This window comes from Mariprofundus aestuarium, from assembly GCF_002795805.1.
In the GTDB taxonomy this organism is placed as follows: domain Bacteria; phylum Pseudomonadota; class Zetaproteobacteria; order Mariprofundales; family Mariprofundaceae; genus Mariprofundus; species Mariprofundus aestuarium.
In genome coordinates this window covers 1,484,985-1,499,808 of record NZ_CP018799.1, presented here as the reverse complement: position 1 = coordinate 1,499,808, position 14,824 = coordinate 1,484,985, and the positions used below count along the sequence as shown (strand labels likewise).

General features: G+C 51.9%; 18 protein-coding genes. 1 reads left to right on the top strand and 17 read right to left on the bottom strand.

Annotated features, from left to right (window positions below; genetic code table 11):
• Positions 1–218: 218 nt before the first annotated feature.
• The 7 genes from Ga0123461_RS07360 to Ga0123461_RS07330 all read right to left on the bottom strand — a co-directional run bounded on the left by Ga0123461_RS07360 (position 219) and on the right by Ga0123461_RS07330 (position 5,691).
• Positions 219–488, bottom strand: coding sequence for a VF530 family protein (locus Ga0123461_RS07360; RefSeq protein WP_100277736.1), 270 nt, complete (start codon positions 486–488; stop codon positions 219–221).
• Between the two features lie 122 nt (positions 489–610).
• Positions 611–1,285: a spermidine synthase gene (locus tag Ga0123461_RS07355; protein WP_100277735.1), complete on the bottom strand. Its 675-nt coding sequence runs from the start codon at positions 1,283–1,285 to the stop codon at positions 611–613.
• A 137-nt stretch (positions 1,286–1,422) separates the two neighbouring features.
• Complete coding sequence (locus Ga0123461_RS07350; RefSeq protein WP_100277734.1) at positions 1,423–1,785, bottom strand: RidA family protein; 363 nt, start codon at positions 1,783–1,785, stop codon at positions 1,423–1,425.
• A 28-nt stretch (positions 1,786–1,813) separates the two neighbouring features.
• Positions 1,814–2,935, bottom strand: coding sequence for an NAD(P)/FAD-dependent oxidoreductase (locus Ga0123461_RS07345; RefSeq protein ID WP_198507026.1), 1,122 nt, complete (start codon positions 2,933–2,935; stop codon positions 1,814–1,816).
• On the bottom strand, positions 2,932–4,326 hold the full coding sequence (locus Ga0123461_RS07340; protein WP_100277733.1) for an FAD/NAD(P)-dependent oxidoreductase: 1,395 nt from the start codon (positions 4,324–4,326) through the stop codon (positions 2,932–2,934). Before Ga0123461_RS07340 ends, Ga0123461_RS07345 begins: the two co-directional genes overlap by 4 nt.
• The gene (locus Ga0123461_RS07335) at positions 4,326–4,628 is read right to left on the bottom strand and encodes a (2Fe-2S)-binding protein (protein ID WP_100277732.1); all 303 of its coding nucleotides are present in this window, start codon (positions 4,626–4,628) and stop codon (positions 4,326–4,328) included. Before Ga0123461_RS07335 ends, Ga0123461_RS07340 begins: the two co-directional genes overlap by 1 nt.
• 4 nt (positions 4,629–4,632) lie before the next feature.
• On the bottom strand, positions 4,633–5,691 hold the full coding sequence (locus Ga0123461_RS07330; RefSeq protein WP_100277731.1) for an ornithine cyclodeaminase family protein: 1,059 nt from the start codon (positions 5,689–5,691) through the stop codon (positions 4,633–4,635).
• A gap of 327 nt (positions 5,692–6,018) precedes the next feature.
• Here Ga0123461_RS07330 and Ga0123461_RS07325 point away from each other — a divergent pair, with 327 nt between their 5' ends.
• Positions 6,019–6,618: a class I SAM-dependent methyltransferase gene (locus tag Ga0123461_RS07325; RefSeq protein WP_100277730.1), complete on the top strand. Its 600-nt coding sequence runs from the start codon at positions 6,019–6,021 to the stop codon at positions 6,616–6,618.
• Between the two features lie 21 nt (positions 6,619–6,639).
• On the opposite strand, the gene Ga0123461_RS07320 is transcribed toward Ga0123461_RS07325, so the two are convergent.
• From Ga0123461_RS07320 to Ga0123461_RS07275, 10 genes are all read right to left on the bottom strand, one after another.
• Positions 6,640–6,891: a VOC family protein gene (locus Ga0123461_RS07320; protein WP_100278737.1), complete on the bottom strand. Its 252-nt coding sequence runs from the start codon at positions 6,889–6,891 to the stop codon at positions 6,640–6,642.
• 201 nt (positions 6,892–7,092) lie between these two features.
• Entirely contained in the window at positions 7,093–7,791 is a 699-nt protein-coding gene (locus Ga0123461_RS07315; protein WP_100277729.1) for a M48 family metallopeptidase, read from the bottom strand.
• Between the two features lie 14 nt (positions 7,792–7,805).
• On the bottom strand, positions 7,806–8,669 hold the full coding sequence (hslO, locus tag Ga0123461_RS07310) for an Hsp33 family molecular chaperone HslO (protein ID WP_100277728.1): 864 nt from the start codon (positions 8,667–8,669) through the stop codon (positions 7,806–7,808).
• Positions 8,648–9,289: an HAD family hydrolase gene (locus Ga0123461_RS07305; protein ID WP_232710084.1), complete on the bottom strand. Its 642-nt coding sequence runs from the start codon at positions 9,287–9,289 to the stop codon at positions 8,648–8,650. The genes hslO and Ga0123461_RS07305 overlap by 22 nt, the downstream gene beginning before the upstream one ends.
• Positions 9,286–10,137: an aminotransferase class IV gene (locus Ga0123461_RS07300; RefSeq protein WP_100277727.1), complete on the bottom strand. Its 852-nt coding sequence runs from the start codon at positions 10,135–10,137 to the stop codon at positions 9,286–9,288. The genes Ga0123461_RS07305 and Ga0123461_RS07300 overlap by 4 nt, the downstream gene beginning before the upstream one ends.
• A gap of 2 nt (positions 10,138–10,139) precedes the next feature.
• A complete protein-coding gene (locus tag Ga0123461_RS07295; RefSeq protein WP_100277726.1) occupies positions 10,140–11,360 on the bottom strand; it encodes a D-alanyl-D-alanine carboxypeptidase family protein in 1,221 nt (406 codons plus the stop codon).
• Positions 11,354–12,235, bottom strand: a complete 882-nt coding sequence (locus Ga0123461_RS07290; protein ID WP_232710083.1) for an RluA family pseudouridine synthase — start codon at positions 12,233–12,235, stop codon at positions 11,354–11,356. The genes Ga0123461_RS07295 and Ga0123461_RS07290 overlap by 7 nt, the downstream gene beginning before the upstream one ends.
• Positions 12,232–12,771, bottom strand: a complete 540-nt coding sequence (locus tag Ga0123461_RS07285; protein ID WP_100278734.1) for an LOG family protein — start codon at positions 12,769–12,771, stop codon at positions 12,232–12,234. The genes Ga0123461_RS07290 and Ga0123461_RS07285 overlap by 4 nt, the downstream gene beginning before the upstream one ends.
• A 1-nt stretch (position 12,772) precedes the next feature.
• Complete coding sequence (locus tag Ga0123461_RS07280; RefSeq protein WP_100277725.1) at positions 12,773–13,540, bottom strand: septal ring lytic transglycosylase RlpA family protein; 768 nt, start codon at positions 13,538–13,540, stop codon at positions 12,773–12,775.
• A 101-nt stretch (positions 13,541–13,641) separates the two neighbouring features.
• On the bottom strand, positions 13,642–14,712 hold the full coding sequence (locus Ga0123461_RS07275; protein ID WP_100277724.1) for a lytic murein transglycosylase: 1,071 nt from the start codon (positions 14,710–14,712) through the stop codon (positions 13,642–13,644).
• Positions 14,713–14,824 lie beyond the last annotated feature (112 nt).

Here is a 14,824-nt window from a genome sequence, read left to right as displayed (position 1 = left end):
TGTTCTGATTCTTGCCGTCTTATTCTATCCACCTGAGAGTCCATATACCATCTACATTTTACCTGAATTGATGCTGTGTGATGGCGAATCTTTACTCTTCCTCACTGTAAAGAAGTTGCAACAGTGTAGTGAAAGTCGATAGGTGTTTCAGTCTGATTACAACGGATGAATTTTGAATGAATATGGCTTGCTGCTGATTACAACAGCAGTCAGTTGCATCAGCTCTTCGGGCTGTTTGTATAGGGCCATTTGGGTTTGTCTTTGTCCTCGATCTCTTTAAGCATATCGAGATAGAGATTCTCCACCTTGGTTCTTGCCCACGGATTTCTTCGCAGAAATTTTAGGCTGGATTTCACGGATGGGTCGTTGTTAAAACATTTGATCCTGACGTAGATGCCCAATTCACCCCAGCCATAGTGTTCAACCAGCGCATTGAGAATATTCTCCAGGGTTATGCCATGCATTGGGTTATTGGGTTGTTCATTCATAAACCGGACTCTCTCCTGCCATAGACGTTGCTGTTATCGTGGCTGCACTGGCTTGCATGCCAAGTATACGAACAAACAGCAGCAAGTCTTGTAATGCCAGAACTGGAAAGTCGCCATCTACCTTAACCCGGACGGATGCCGATCCAGATGGTGTGCTGTACGCCAGATTTTTCTGAGAGCGAGCGCACCTGCTTCTGATCCACCTTGAAACCAACCTTCATCATGCGCTGGGTAAATGCCTGATCTTTGGAGGCAGACCAGACAGTAAGCACACCACCGGGTTTAAGTGCATCATAGGCGTTGTTCAGTCCACGCAGGCCATACAGCGCATCATTATCATCACGGGTGAAGCCATCCGGGCCATTGTCGACATCGAGCATAATGGCATCGAAGCCATTTTTATTTTCTTTCATTACTTTTCCGACGTCCTGCTCCAGAATATGAACGCGTTCATCTTCAATCGGGCAGCCAGCAAGAATTCCCAGATACTCCCGGTTCCAGCGAACCACGGCCGACATCAGTTCAGAGACGGTGACCTGTGCACAGTCGGTAGTGTTGGCAAGTACCGCAGCCAGTGTGTAACCCATACCAAGGCCGCCCACCAGCATGTGCGGTTTTTTGCGTCCGGCAATCGCTTTGCAGGCCAGTTCTGCCAGCATATCTTCGGAGTAGTGCAGGCGGCTGTTCATCAGGTCACCGGCTTTATCCACGCGAATCGAATAATCGATACCACGCTTATACAAGCGCATGGTTGTACCGTGTTCGGTGGCTTCATCAATGAGTCTAAAGGGGATCATGGCTAACTTCCTTTCGTCAGCCTTAAATCTGCTGAATATATTTTTATATAGAGAACTCTGCCCTTAGAATCAGTAAAACAAAATAACGGCTATGTGGCGGTACAATGATAGACTTGGCCCCGGTATTCGGTTTCGTCTTAATGTGACGCTGGGTTTATTTCGGCAGCGACCACGGAGATCTCCACCAATAGCGCTTCCCGAGCCATACTGGCTGTGACACAGGCGCGAGCTGGCGCATGACCCTCTGGTACCCAGTTATCCCAAACTTCATTCATTTCGGCAAAATATTGCATATCCTTGATGTAGATCGTGGCAGAGAGAATATGCTCTCTGTCACTACCAGCCTGTTGCAGTAGCTCATCGACCTTCTCCAGCATGGTCTCTGTCTGCTCTTTGATACCTTGCTCGGCATCCTTGCAGACCTGCCCACACAGGTAGATTGTGCCGTTGTGTTTGACGATCCTGCTCATCCTTTGTTTTGTTTCCATGCGTTCAATCATTGTCTACACCTTTAAATGTTAATTGTTCTTATGACTCCGACTCATTGAATCGGCGGATATCGAATGGTTCGATCGGCAGATCTGTTTTTCCATCGAGAATCAGTTCGCTCAAAATGCGGCCAACAATCGGCGAGAGCTGGAATCCATGCGCAGAAAAACCGAAAGCGTGAAAGATACCTGCTGCTTTCGAGCTGGCCCCTATCACAGGAATATTGTCGGGCATAAACCCTTCGATTCCAGCCCATGTGCGTACAATGCGAACCTGTGCCATATGAGGAAAGAAGCGGGTCACGGTTTGGGCGCTGGTTTTCAGCGTGGCAAAGTCGATCACTGACTGCTCACGCTCAAAATCGAGCTTCGCTAGGTGGGCACCGCCGATAATCACCGTACCGTTCTGCATCTGCTTGAAGGAGAGCTGGTAGCCCTCCGCCCCTACGGTCAGATCAAGAAATGGCGGTAGCCTCTCTGTTACCATCAACGTCGGCGCTTTCGGGGTGAGCGGCACCGACTCTCCCAGCATAGCGGCAAAACGGTTTGCCCATGCTCCGGCACAGTTCACTACGTTTGCAGCGCAGAACATCCCCTGATTGGTAGCAACCTTCCAGCCATCACTGATCTCTTCGATGCCCAGCACTTCAACACCGCTGTGGATGTCAGCACCCAGTGTGATCGCCTTGTGGCGAAACGCCGTGGCTGCATGGAAAGGCCTGGCAGAGCCGTCATCGGGATTGTAGAGCGCGCCGACACAACCGCCGACGAGTCTTGGCACAAGCCTGTAGAGCGTCTCGCTATCGATGATCTGCTCATGCTCATAACCCCGCGCCTTCAGTGCATCCACACGCGACTGTAGTTTCTGCAGTGTCGCATCCGTTTCGGCAATCCTGACCTGACCATTGAGCACTACATCACAATCATCATCCACCAATTCGCGGATGTTTCTCCAAATCTCTGCCGCAGCAACTGTAAGCGGAATCTCGGCCATGTGGCGATTAAGCTGGCGCAAGCCACCGGCATTGACCCCGGATGCGTGGCGGCCGGGGCTCTCCTTTTCGAGTACGATCGCTTTGATGCCGCGACGGCCAAGATGGAGGGCAGTGGAGAGGCCCTGCAATCCACCACCGATGATGATCACATCTGCTTTCGCCATCATTTAGGGTCTGCTCCCTCATTCAGTGCAGCAAGCTGCTCAATCGTTAACGGTCGAATCGGTGGGCGAATGCGATATCCGCCGGAAATCATCTTTTTATCACCCAGTTCACGGGCGACAATTTGGCTGACTGCATTATCGCACTGGCGACCCTGACAAGGCCCCATGCCACAGCGGGTTAGAAACTTGACCTGATTGGCATCCTTATGGCCTGCATGAATGGCCGTGCGGATGGCTCCGGCATTGATCTCTTCACAACGACAAACCACGGTTTCATCAGGCGGCGCACTCAATAACTCAGCCGGAGGATGGAAGCGGGCCTCTAAAAAGGGGCGTACACGCAGATCATCTCGCATCCAGCGCTGATCGTTTCTGGCTGCCTCATTTCTCTCCTGTTCACTGATGTAACCAAGGGCACGTGCTGCTTCAAAACCGGCAATGCGACCGGCATGTCGTGCAGCAACTGCACCACCGATGCCAGAGCCGTCACCAACAATAGCAATACCATCAACTGAACTGTTATCCCACTTGTCGGCCACAGGACGCCAGCAGAGCTGATTGGCATCCCAACTGTGATCGCAACCGGCACAACGGCTCAGATGGCTGTCAGGGATGACGCCAAAGTGGCTTAACAGCAGCTGGGAATCAATACGCTGCCTGCCGCCCCTATGGGTAAACTCAACCGCCTCCAGTGCATCGCCGCCAACTGCATGGAATTCAGTAACACCGTTGAAAAACTTCACCCCTGCAAGCTTGAGCTGCAACTGATATCGCAACCCTTTAAGGATGTAGTGGTGGGCAAGCAGTGCGCCTGGCAGATGTGGCAGAGCACGCCAGATATTACCGGCTGGAGACATATCCAGAATGGCGTGAATCTTCACACCCGCATGTAGGTATTGCCAGGCAAGCAGAAGAAGAAGGGGGCCTACACCTGCCAGAACCACACCCTGTGCGGGCACCAGCCCGGAGGATTTTAACAAGATCTGTCCTGCACCTGCACTCATCACACCCGGCAGTGTCCAGCCGGGGAAGGGGACCGGGCGCTCCATGGCACCGGTTGCAATAATAATGCGATCAGCAGAGATCAGTGAGGCCTTGCCATCGCGGAGGATGCCAATCTCCAGCTGGCTATTCAGGTTCCATAGTGTGGTGGAGGGCAGATAGCTGGCACTACTCTGGTTAAACTGATCAACCAGTTTCCGGCCATAGTTATAATCAGGGCCGAGCAGTGTGGCGCGCTGCTCAGGAATTGTTCCTACGGCGCGATAGATCTGGCCGCCGGGGTTGGCCTGTTCGTCTATAAGCAGGCATTCAATACCTGCATTTGCCGCAGTGGTTGCAGCAGCCAAACCAGCCGGGCCACCACCAATGACGACCAGCTCATGTTTTTCCATTAGCTGTAACCTTCAGAGGCGCCGATCTGGCGGCGAACCTGCATGCCTTCCTGCACAGTGATCTGGCAGGATTGCCGGTTTGGCACACCATCAATCTCCACCAGACACTCATAACAGACGCCCATCATGCAGAACGGGGCACGCGCTGCTCCCGATATGGGGGTGGTACGACAGGAGCGAAGCCCGGCAGCAAGCAGTGCGGCAGCCACCGAATCACCCTCACGGGCTTGTGTGGGCTGGCCATCAATATGGATCTCAACCCATCGACTCTCAGGCTCATCTAAACGACGGAAAACAGGCATCGAACTACAGGCGCACCTTGCTGGCGATATCTGCGTGCTCAAAAATCATCTCGTGCTGCAGCTCCAGTGAGATTCCTTCTCCCGCTTCCTTGGCACGCTTAAACATGGTTAGTGCAATGGCGACATCAAGGAATGAGAGTCCCACTGCATCGAAATATATGCGCTCATCATCTGACTCACGACCCGGTTTATCGCCCGATACCAGCTCATGCAGATCTGCATGAACATCGCGATCATCAATCAGTCCCTCTTTATACATCCGGCTCACTGTCTGCGTACGATGCTTTACCGTCTCCCAATCGTCGCAGACAATCTTGTCGCAGAGGGAGGCCACAGCATACTCATCCTCCCAGCCACCAACATGGCTGTAAAAGGCACCTGGCTTGACCCATTCAGCTTTAAGCAGTGGTGCCTGAGCACCTGTTGCCGTGACCAGAATATCGGCCCCTTCCATCGCTAAGCGGATATCACCGTTTGCAGCGATGAATTCCATATCGGGCAAAATCGGAGAGAGCTGATCGATAAATCCCTGCTCCTCAGCAGCGGTTAGTGCCGTAACACGGCAGACCTTCAGCGTAGGACGCACCACCTTCATCGCCAAAAGGTGCATCTTCGCCTGCTCTCCGGCACCGATAAAACCGATGGTTTCCGCATCCTTAATTGCAAGATGCTTCGCAGCAACTGCACCAACAGCGCCTACCCGCATATTGGAGGCGAGCGTTCCATCCATCACCGCGACAGGGAAACCGCGCTCAATCTCTGACAGCACAAAGATGGCGGAGAGATTCTGCACATCAAATTTACGTGGATTCTCAGGGAACACCGACACCCATTTTACACCGCATATCTTTTCATCAAGCATCGTTGCCGGCAGGCAGTTGATTCGGTTCTGAGTCTTCTCGTCGAAAATCTGTACAATTTTTTCAGGGAACATGATCGAACCCTTCTCAAAATCGAGCAGGGTTTTCTCCACCACCTCGATAATCAGGCGCATATCAAAACAGCCTGCATTAAGCAGATGCTCCTGAGAATAATAGTTAAAATCTACTTCGTGATGACTCATGACGTCCTTCTTTTGATGATCTCTATTTGATCCAAAACCCGGATTCTCCGGGAAGGTTTTGCGGCAAAAGATTATACATAAAACATGCCCTGAATTAAAGGTCGATAAGCCACCGGTTTGATGTTTTTTTAACAAAAAACAGATAATTATAGCCTGCTTAATTCCATCTCAAAGGGGGGCTTGGTCGGGCGCTCTTGAATATTGAATTTATCTATCCTCCCATAGGAAGTGGTGACGGTTATCAGGGGGTATGGTTCTTGTTTAAAGATTACGCGAATTTCGTCTGCTGGCTTCTGTGTTGCATCGGTTTTGTGGTACTTTTCGCACATGAAGAAAGATCAGCGTAAACGTATTGTCGATAAACATCGCGATAGCCTGACACGGCATGGTTATCACCCCAATGCACTTTACTGGAGCAGCAGGGAGATTCAGGAGGTTCGTTTTAAGGTGCTGGCAGAGATTGGCATCCAGTGCGGTGATTCGGTGCTTGATATCGGTTGTGGATTTGCTGATTTTAAAACTTGGATTGAGGGGCAGGGGATTCCGGTTCATTTTACCGGAATAGATATCTCTCCTGATTTGATCTACACGGCACGCGAGCGGCATCCTGATTGTGAGCTTCTATGTGGTGAGTTGAGCGATTTTGAACTGGAGGAGGGGGCGTTCAACTGGGTGGTTCTTTCAGGTGCGATGAATGAGCAGCTGCATGATGAGGGTGCCTATGCGCGAGGGCAGATTGCGAAGATGTACGCGCTGTGCAGTAAGGGTGTCGCTTTTAACATGCTGGATGCACGGCATCTCAAGGCCCATGATCTGCAGAGCGTTGATCCGTTTCAGATGCTGGAGTACTGCAAATCTCTCTGTCCCAATTGCGAGCTTCATGACGAATATCTCGCCAACGATTTTACGATATATATGCGCCGCTGACTGAGTGTTACGAGGCTGTGTTCACAAGCCCTGCGAAAGCTCCTCTTCGATGAAGGAGAAGAGGTGACCCGCTGCATCTTCACAGGCAATCAGTGATCCAACGCCCGGGATTCTCAGTATGGGGCGAATGATATGCCCGCCGGACGCAATGAATCGTGCTGCAATCTCGTCGATGGAGTTGACCTTGTTGACCTCTCCTTTATGTGAAGTGTGTACAAAGATGTAATCAAAAGGGGCATCCAACGAATCGATATCCCATCCTGAGTCCTGCACTGAGTGTCCAGGCTTGGGAAAGCGTCGTGTCCAATGGTTGCTAAGTTCAGATAAATGCATCTTCACCATATCAGCACCTCGAAAGTCACTTCATATGTATAGTATAGCAGAAAAAAGTCATAGGTAGTTCTTACCCAACAGACTCATGCTGCCCGGGCTGTTGGCGATCGATAAGAATTCTAATGTCGCGGGGACGTGGATTTAAAGCTCAAGCGTTGCGCCATTCACCTTCAGCCAGCTTTGTGCATTGCGATAGTCGGGCATGATTGATTCAACAAGATTCCAGTAGTTGCGGGAGTGGTTGTGGTGAATCAGATGGCAGAGCTCATGCAGTACGACATAATCAATCACCCAGGCAGGCGCCATGATCAGTCGCCAGTTAAAGAAGATGCGTCCATCAATATGGCAACTTCCCCAGCGGCTTTTGTAGCCCTTTACTCCGATATGGGTTGGTGATTTTCCGATAATCTCCGCCAGTTGCTTGCTTCGCTGATCCAGATGTATTTCAGCCTGATCGCGATACCATTTTTCAATCAGGCTGCGAATAATATCTGTTTTTTTATCATTTCTTGTGGATAGGGGAAGGGAAACGATTAATTTCTCACTATCGTTTTTAACGGCTCTTTTTCCCATGCGTATTTCAAGGATCAGCTCCGCTCCCATCAGCTGGAACAGTTCACCCGGCTTGAACGCTTTCGCCTTATGAGGTGACTTAATCTGGCTGTTGAAATGTAGCTTTTGCTTTATCCAGGCCGACTTACTGCTGACAAACTGGTCGACAAATGCAACTGGAGTTCTGGCGGGAACCAGGACATCGACATCGTTGTTGGAGCGAATGATTATGCTGAGTGTTTTCCGTTTTGGTCTACGGATAAGGTTATATGAAAAGTCGCTCTCCATCAGGCAGGCCTTGGTCAGTTCCCGGCCGCACCAATCTCAAGCTCGTAAACATTGTCGCAGTACTGGCAGGAGAGGGTGACTTTACCCTTTTCATCTGCCATCTGAAGTAGCTGCTCCGATGAGATTCCCTGCAGGGCTGCTTTCATCTTCTCCTGACTGCAACTGCAACGATAGGCGTAATGATCTGTACCAACCGCTTTACAGCTAAGCTCACTAAAGTAAGCAAGAATAGCTTCTTCTGAAGCAGATTCCAGTACACTGTTTGGAATCTTTGCCATGGCCTCCACAGCCTTAAACCAGTGCTCCTCTTCACAACCTGGCATCGCCTCAATCATGATGGCGAGATCGCCATGCAGAATGATATCAGCCCTGATCTGCACCGATTGATGCAGGTAGTGAATGATAAAGTCAGCTAGAAATTCCGAGTTATGCTCAATGGATGAAATATAGGGCTCACCTACGCCCATATCGCGAACAGTAGAGAGGCGGACAGGGCTACCCATCCAACTGCTTAGGCCTGCATGCTCTTCATAACGTAGGGCGGTCTGCTGCTCCTGCCAGTTCACATACCCTCGAACAGCTCCCGGCCGTGTTTCTGCCATCATGCGTTGCAGGGGGGCAAAGGAGCCTGTTGCCGCATCCAGCTGCAGCACCTGCCGCATGCCGCCCTTGCTGATGCTGAGTAGTAGAATAGAGGCCAGCAGCGTCTGCCCGAAAAGCGCTGCAACAGGGCCATTAAGGCCATGAATACGCTTCGCCTCTTTATTGATAGCGCTACCGCGAATGATGGCACCACGGGTAAATGCATCAGGTAGAAGAAAGCGGGTCAGTACGTCAGACTCTACAGCAGGGTTTGTCATATCTCTTTTATTAGCCATTGATGGATCTCACTTAATGAGTTGAAACATCGGCTTGCACCAGCTTCAGTTAGTTCGGCAATTGAGAAGGAATCGCACAGGCCAAGGCCACGGCTTCCTGCTCTCGACGCCGCCTTCATATCGGCGATACCATCACCAATCATGACGGACCTTTCCGGTTTTATCTTCAGCGCCTCACAGGCCAACAGAACAGGCGTTGGGTCCGGTTTTTCCGGGCGGCCATCTATCTTGCCGATGATTACTTCGACATGATGGCTCCAGCCCAGCGCTTCAAACTGTGCTTCAGCACGCGACTGACTTTTGCTGGTGACAATGGCGCATGGAATACCCTGTTCATTAAGCCACTGGAAGAGTGATTCGGCACCGGCCAAGGGGTTAATATGATCGAGGTAGTCCTCGTCGTGGATTTCAAGGAAACGTTTGCCGGCTTCTTCCCGCCTGTCACCAAAGAGTGAAATCATGCTGCAGTCGCCGCGGCCTGTGTGGCGCTTGACCTCCTGCGCCGTCATTTGAGGTAGTCCGTATTCGACAAATGTCTGGTTTAGTGCACGGATGATCGGAGGAAAGGCATCCACGATGGTGCCATCCATATCCAGCAGTACCGCTTCTATTTTGTTCACTGTTTCATTGCCTCGAATTCATCAATCATCCATTGGCGAAGGTTGCTGCTGATAGGACCAGCTGTGCCATCACCGATGGTTTTGTCGTTGATATGACTGACCGCAATTACAGCATTGGTGGTACTGCTCATCATACATTCAGTCAGTCCCGGTTCATCAAGCTTCCATGGACGTTCGGTAACCGTAATGCCATGCTGACGTGCGATTTTCAGCGTCAGGTGGCGAGTAATGCCGCCGAGAACCTGATGATCGAGCGGGTGGGTGACCAGTTCACCATCAATCACCGCAAAACAGTTGGTGGCACACCCTTCAAGAATATGCCCTTCGTTATCGAGCCAGAATGCTTCATCCACGCCTTTTCGGGCAGCCTCCTGTTTGCCGATAACGCTGGCCAACAGTGCGATCGACTTGATATCACAGCGCTGCCAGCGGATATCAGGGAGCGTGATGGCGGAGGCACCCATCGCCAGCTTATTAGCCGATGGAGTGGGGAGCTCACGTGAAGTAATGACTAGGGTTGGTACAATCTCCTGCTGCAAAAGGTGACTGCGTGGTGCCACACCACGGGTTGCCTGAATGTAGATCATGGCATGATCAAAGGGGTTGCGGCGGTAGGTCTCATGGATCAATTCAATAAGTTCCGGGCGCGACTTAAGCAGAGAGATGTTGATCGCCTCGCACGACTGCTCAAGGCGATCGAGATGCGCATCCAGTTCAAGGAATTTGCCACCAAAGCAGGCGATGACCTCATAAACGCCGTCAGCAAACTGAAAGCCGCGATCCTCAATGTGGACGGTTGCCTCTTCCAGTGGAAGAAAGCGGCCGTTAACCCAGGCCGTCAGCGACACAGTTACTGGCTTTCCGAAACGGAGCCTTCATCACTGCTGTCATCGCGCCACCATAAGCGGATACCATCCCACTGTCGGCTGACCCATGAGGCACGGTCAACCTGACGGGTGGAGACCATATCAACCGATTTAAGGACCTCGGCTGTTTCACGGCTGTCTCCGAACAGGGCTTCGATAGTTCCCAGTTTTTCGCCTTCACGAATCGGTGCTTTTAGCGGTGCATCGTAACGCAGGCGGAAGGAGAGAGCCGACTCATTGCCTTTAGGAACAGTAACCCAGATTGGGTCGGTCGGTTTCAGCCAGATTTGCCCTTCTGTACCCTCGAATACCTCGACCTGACGGCGGATTTCACGCTCCGATGGACGCATCGTTACAAAATTGCGGAAGCTGAATGTAAGCAGCGCTTTGGTCTGCTGGGCGCGTGAGCGATCCGAGCTGGCACCAAAAACGGAGGCAACAAAACGGGTGGTGTTCTTCTCGGCAGAGCCGACAAGGCAGTAACCCGCCTCTTCGGTATGGCCGGTTTTGATACCATCTGCATCTGGATAGCTCCAGAGGAGGCGGTTGCGATTGGGCTGAGTCCGGCCATCGAAGGTATAGCTCTTCTCGCCGAAGAGTTCGTACATATCCGGGAAGTCGCGCCATAGTGCTGCGCCAAGTTTGGCCATATCCATGGCTGAGCTGTAGTGCCCCTCCTGAGGAAAGCCGGTTGCGTTGGCGAAGTGGCTGTTCTCAAGGCCAAGCTGTTTAGCCTTAGCATTCATGCGCTGGGCAAATGCACCTTCAGAGCCATCAATATGCTCAGCCAGTGCGATGCAGGCATCATTGCCGGAGAGGGTGGCAATACCGTGCAGTATCTCCTTTACCGTTGGCTTTATGCGTGGCTCAAGGAACATCGTGCTGCCGCCGATTTTCCACGCTTTGTTACTCACTGTGACGCGCGCATTCAGGTCCAGACGTCCAAGTTTAATCTCTTCAAAGGCGAGATAGAGCGTCATCATTTTGGTCAGGCTGGCAGGAGGAAGTTCCTGGTCTGCATTATGCACGGCAACGACCTGCCCTGAGCGAGCATCAACTACGGCCCATGAAGTGGCATCGACATGCGGTGATTTTGGCCATGAAACCGCATTTGCATTAGCAGATGAGATTAATAGTAACGCTGCAGCGAATATGCCGAAAAGTTTGCGCACCCCTGTGCTGCGAAATATTTTGTTGTTTACCATTGCCAATTCTCCTCAGGTTGAGCTTCCCATTCTTTACCGGTGGTTAGAGCCGGTGTGTCCAGCCGTAAATATTGTGCATGCAACATTAGACGTGTGTGTGTCTTACCACCGTAGCGTGTGTCACCAAGAATGGGGCATCCTAATGACGAAAGGTGTACACGCAATTGGTGAGTTCTGCCTGTGTGGGGGATCATCTCCAGCAATGCCCGGTTGCCACGCCTCTCGATAACCCTCGCTTCGCTCTCGCAAGGGCGACCTGAGTCAGAGACGTGATAACAGCCTTTGCTATCCCGCGTTTTGTCTATTGCGAGGGTGATCATTTTTTTATCCCACTCAGGTGCCGGCTCGGTTACTGCAAGGTAACGTTTGAAAGCGGCCTGTTTCCAATGTGCCTGAATATGATTAAGCACTCGGGCATCGGAAGAAAAGAGCATCAGGCCGGAGGTGCCCCGGTCAAGGCGGTGAACGGGCCTTAAGCTTTCAGCCTGTTGCGGCAGTAGCTTGAGATGGCGGGCTAGTTCATCTGGCAGGGTGCCGCGGCTGCGGTGCAGCGCCTCCTGTGAATATTGTCCGCACCGTTTGTTGATCAGGTAGAGCGGTGGCTGCTGCCAGATCAGCTGGCTAGGATCAAAGGGCGTGAGCCTCTCATTCTCTAGCAAAACAAGGCGCAGGGTATCGCCAGTTTTCAGGATACGGCCGGCAGTGCGGCAGCGTTTGCGATTGAGGTAAACACCCCCCTCATCAATGGCTTTGCGTAGCCTGCGACGGGAGAGAGAGAAACATGAAGCCAGTGCCAGGTCCAGCCGCATGCCGTGGGATTCACCGGTTATGGTGCTGCGCAGGTCCTTGTAGTCAGATGGTTTCGGAATGCTCAATTGTGAACCTTTAGTGCTTGCAGCACATCCTCATGGTTGTGGCAGATTTGAATGGATTCAAAAGCACTGTCGGCTGAGAGAACCAGTTGTTCAGAAAGGGTTTCAATGACCGGCTCCCACATCTCTCCGTAGAGCAGCAGGGGGCGGGGTTCAAGTACACGGATGGCAAGCAGGTCCCAGGTCATGGCCACTTCAGCCAGCGTGCCGAGTCCGCCCGGTAGCACCAGCCAAGCCTGCGCCTCCTCAATCAGGGTTCCCATGCGGGTGAAAAAATCCCGTGACCGAATCTCTTCACTCAGGGTGTTGTTCGGAGGGGTGGGAAAGCGCTCGAGTGTGATGCCACGAATATGGCCGCCACCGGCATAAATACCCTCGGAAAAGGCTGCCATCATGCCCTGGTGGCCACCGGTCATGCCGTCCCAGCCCGCTTCGGCAATGGACTTGGAAAGGGCGAATACATCACCATATTCAGGCTTTTCAGGACCAAGCCTCGATGAACCAAATGCTGTCAGACGCGGGCGCTGGATATTGTTCACTTTATTCAATGACGACGACTGCCTGACGGTAGCCGTTTTTTTGCAGTGTTATCATCGTCTCTTCGATCTGTTGCATGTTTGTGAAGGGGCCGATGCGGACTCGGTAGAGCCTCTGGTCTGCCACCTGCTTGGGGTGCAAGGATACAGATGGATAATCTGCCAGTAGTGACAGGCGCATGCGATTGGCATTGGCCTCAGAACCGAAGGCGCCAAGCTGGACAAATATACCTGCAACAGCCTTATCTGTTTTGACAGCCGGAGTATGCGTGGATGGAGTGGGGGAAGGGGCGGCTACAGCTTCAATGATTGCAGGTGCAGGGGTGGTTGCAGCTTCAGCTATAACAGGCGCAGGTACGGCTTTCGCCTCTATTATAGGTTCCTGGTCCAGTGTCTGCACACGCACCCTTGCCGTGCCCTGATGCATGTAACCCAGTGCATTGGCAGCTGCATAGGAGAGGTCAATCAGGCGCTCTTTTACAAACGGACCGCGATCGTTAACCCGTACGATGACGCTGCGACCGTTGCTCAGGTTGGTAACTCTGACCAGCGTCGGCAGGGGCAGTGTTTTGTGGGCCGCTGAGAGCGTATACATATCATAACGTTCGCCATTGGCTGTGAGCTTGCCGTGGAAGGCATCCCCGTACCATGAGGCCATGCCGGTCTCGTCGTAGGCCGCCACGCTTTTCATGGGCGTATACCAGCGTCCTGACACCTTGTAGGGGTTGCCGGTTTTGTGCACGCCTCCTTTGCCGTCAGGCAGGCTGGGCATGCTGGTGCTGTTGGCGTTGTGCGAGTCAGGAGGGGTGTCAGCTGCTTTTTTCGAACAGCCCGAGAAACCCGCGACCAGCAAAAGCGACAGGGCAGTAATAGTTAATCGACGGCGAATGTCTTTCTCTCCAGCATGGCTGCAATTTCAGTGACTGCCATGGCATAATTGTAGGATGAATTGTAGCGCATGATGACCCGAAAATTATAATGCACCAGCGCAAACTGCTTACCGTTTTTCGTTTCCATTTCGATGATGCTGACTTTGTCTGCATTCTGCCATGGCCGAGGGATCGGGTTGAAAACGTTTGGCATGGATTGGCGCAGTTCGCCTAGTGTGACCCAGTGCTCCAGCTTTCCTGTAGCCCATTTGTTCCATTTGCTGTTTAGTTTAGTGCCAGCAGGCAGCCAGTAGGCGGATGGACGTCCATACTGCCATTCATGTTTCTGAAAATAATTGGCAACACTGGCAATAATATCCTGCTGCGAATTGAACACATCACGGATGCCGTCACCATCTTCATCAACTGCAAAGTCACGAAATGATGTTGGTATAAACTGAATGGCGCCAAAGGCACCGGCATATGATCCCTTTAGTTCATTCAGCCTGAGCTTGTCCTGGCGGCTGATTATAATGATTGCCCCCAGCTGTTTGCGAAAAAAATCTGCGCGTCGTGGAAAACCGGTCGAGAGCGTATAAAGTGAATCCAGAATAGGTTTGTTGCCATGTAGTTGACCGAACTTGGTCTCAATTCCGAGAATGGCGCCGACAATGGCCGAATCAACCCGGTATTTTTTCTCTATAGCGGAAAAGTCGCCCTGATTCTCTTTAAGATAGGCATCCCCCTTCTCCAGCATGCTCTGTTTTATAAAGAGCGGACGGTATTTCACGTAGGGTGCTGCTTCCCACTGCCCGTTCATCTGTTTGATGACTTTCGGGAGAAAAGTGGCTTTGTTCAGAATGGTGCGAATTTCAGTGGCGGCAATGCCGGTTTCTGTGGCCAGTTTGATGACCAGCTCTTCCCGGCTGATATACTGTGTGCCGTCTGGTTCATGGTTCGCTGCATTCACAGCTAGAGGAAGCAGGAGAGCCATGCCACAAAGAAGCAGGGCAGAGCAGGCCAAGCGCTGAAACAGCATTTTTAGTGGTTCTGGAGCAGGCAAGAGGGGGTTCATGCCTGAATGTTAGCGTTGAATGATGGCAACAGGTAGCGCTAATCCAGCTAGGCGATCATCCCGTAAAGGGGCTAAACCAGAGCGAAAACCGCTCGTAGTGCTAAAATTTCAA

Excerpts from the sequence above, each read along its gene's own strand:
- Ga0123461_RS07275 (WP_100277724.1), bottom strand. The coding sequence starts at position 14,712 with ATGAACCCCCTCTTGCCTGCTCCAGAACCACTAAAAATGCTGTTTCAG.
- Ga0123461_RS07295 (WP_100277726.1), bottom strand. The coding sequence starts at position 11,360 with ATGGTAAACAACAAAATATTTCGCAGCACAGGGGTGCGCAAACTTTTC.
- Ga0123461_RS07325 (WP_100277730.1), top strand. The coding sequence starts at position 6,019 with ATGAAGAAAGATCAGCGTAAACGTATTGTCGATAAACATCGCGATAGC.
- hslO (WP_100277728.1), bottom strand. The coding sequence starts at position 8,669 with ATGGCTAATAAAAGAGATATGACAAACCCTGCTGTAGAGTCTGACGTA.
- Ga0123461_RS07280 (WP_100277725.1), bottom strand. The coding sequence starts at position 13,540 with ATGCCCAGCCTGCCTGACGGCAAAGGAGGCGTGCACAAAACCGGCAAC.
- Ga0123461_RS07345 (WP_198507026.1), bottom strand. The coding sequence starts at position 2,935 with ATGATGGCGAAAGCAGATGTGATCATCATCGGTGGTGGATTGCAGGGC.
- Ga0123461_RS07330 (WP_100277731.1), bottom strand. The coding sequence starts at position 5,691 with ATGAGTCATCACGAAGTAGATTTTAACTATTATTCTCAGGAGCATCTG.
- Ga0123461_RS07360 (WP_100277736.1), bottom strand. The coding sequence starts at position 488 with ATGAATGAACAACCCAATAACCCAATGCATGGCATAACCCTGGAGAAT.
- Ga0123461_RS07340 (WP_100277733.1), bottom strand. The coding sequence starts at position 4,326 with ATGGAAAAACATGAGCTGGTCGTCATTGGTGGTGGCCCGGCTGGTTTG.
- Ga0123461_RS07350 (WP_100277734.1), bottom strand. The coding sequence starts at position 1,785 with ATGATTGAACGCATGGAAACAAAACAAAGGATGAGCAGGATCGTCAAA.
- Ga0123461_RS07335 (WP_100277732.1), bottom strand. The coding sequence starts at position 4,628 with ATGCCTGTTTTCCGTCGTTTAGATGAGCCTGAGAGTCGATGGGTTGAG.
- Ga0123461_RS07355 (WP_100277735.1), bottom strand. The coding sequence starts at position 1,285 with ATGATCCCCTTTAGACTCATTGATGAAGCCACCGAACACGGTACAACC.
- Ga0123461_RS07315 (WP_100277729.1), bottom strand. The coding sequence starts at position 7,791 with ATGGAGAGCGACTTTTCATATAACCTTATCCGTAGACCAAAACGGAAA.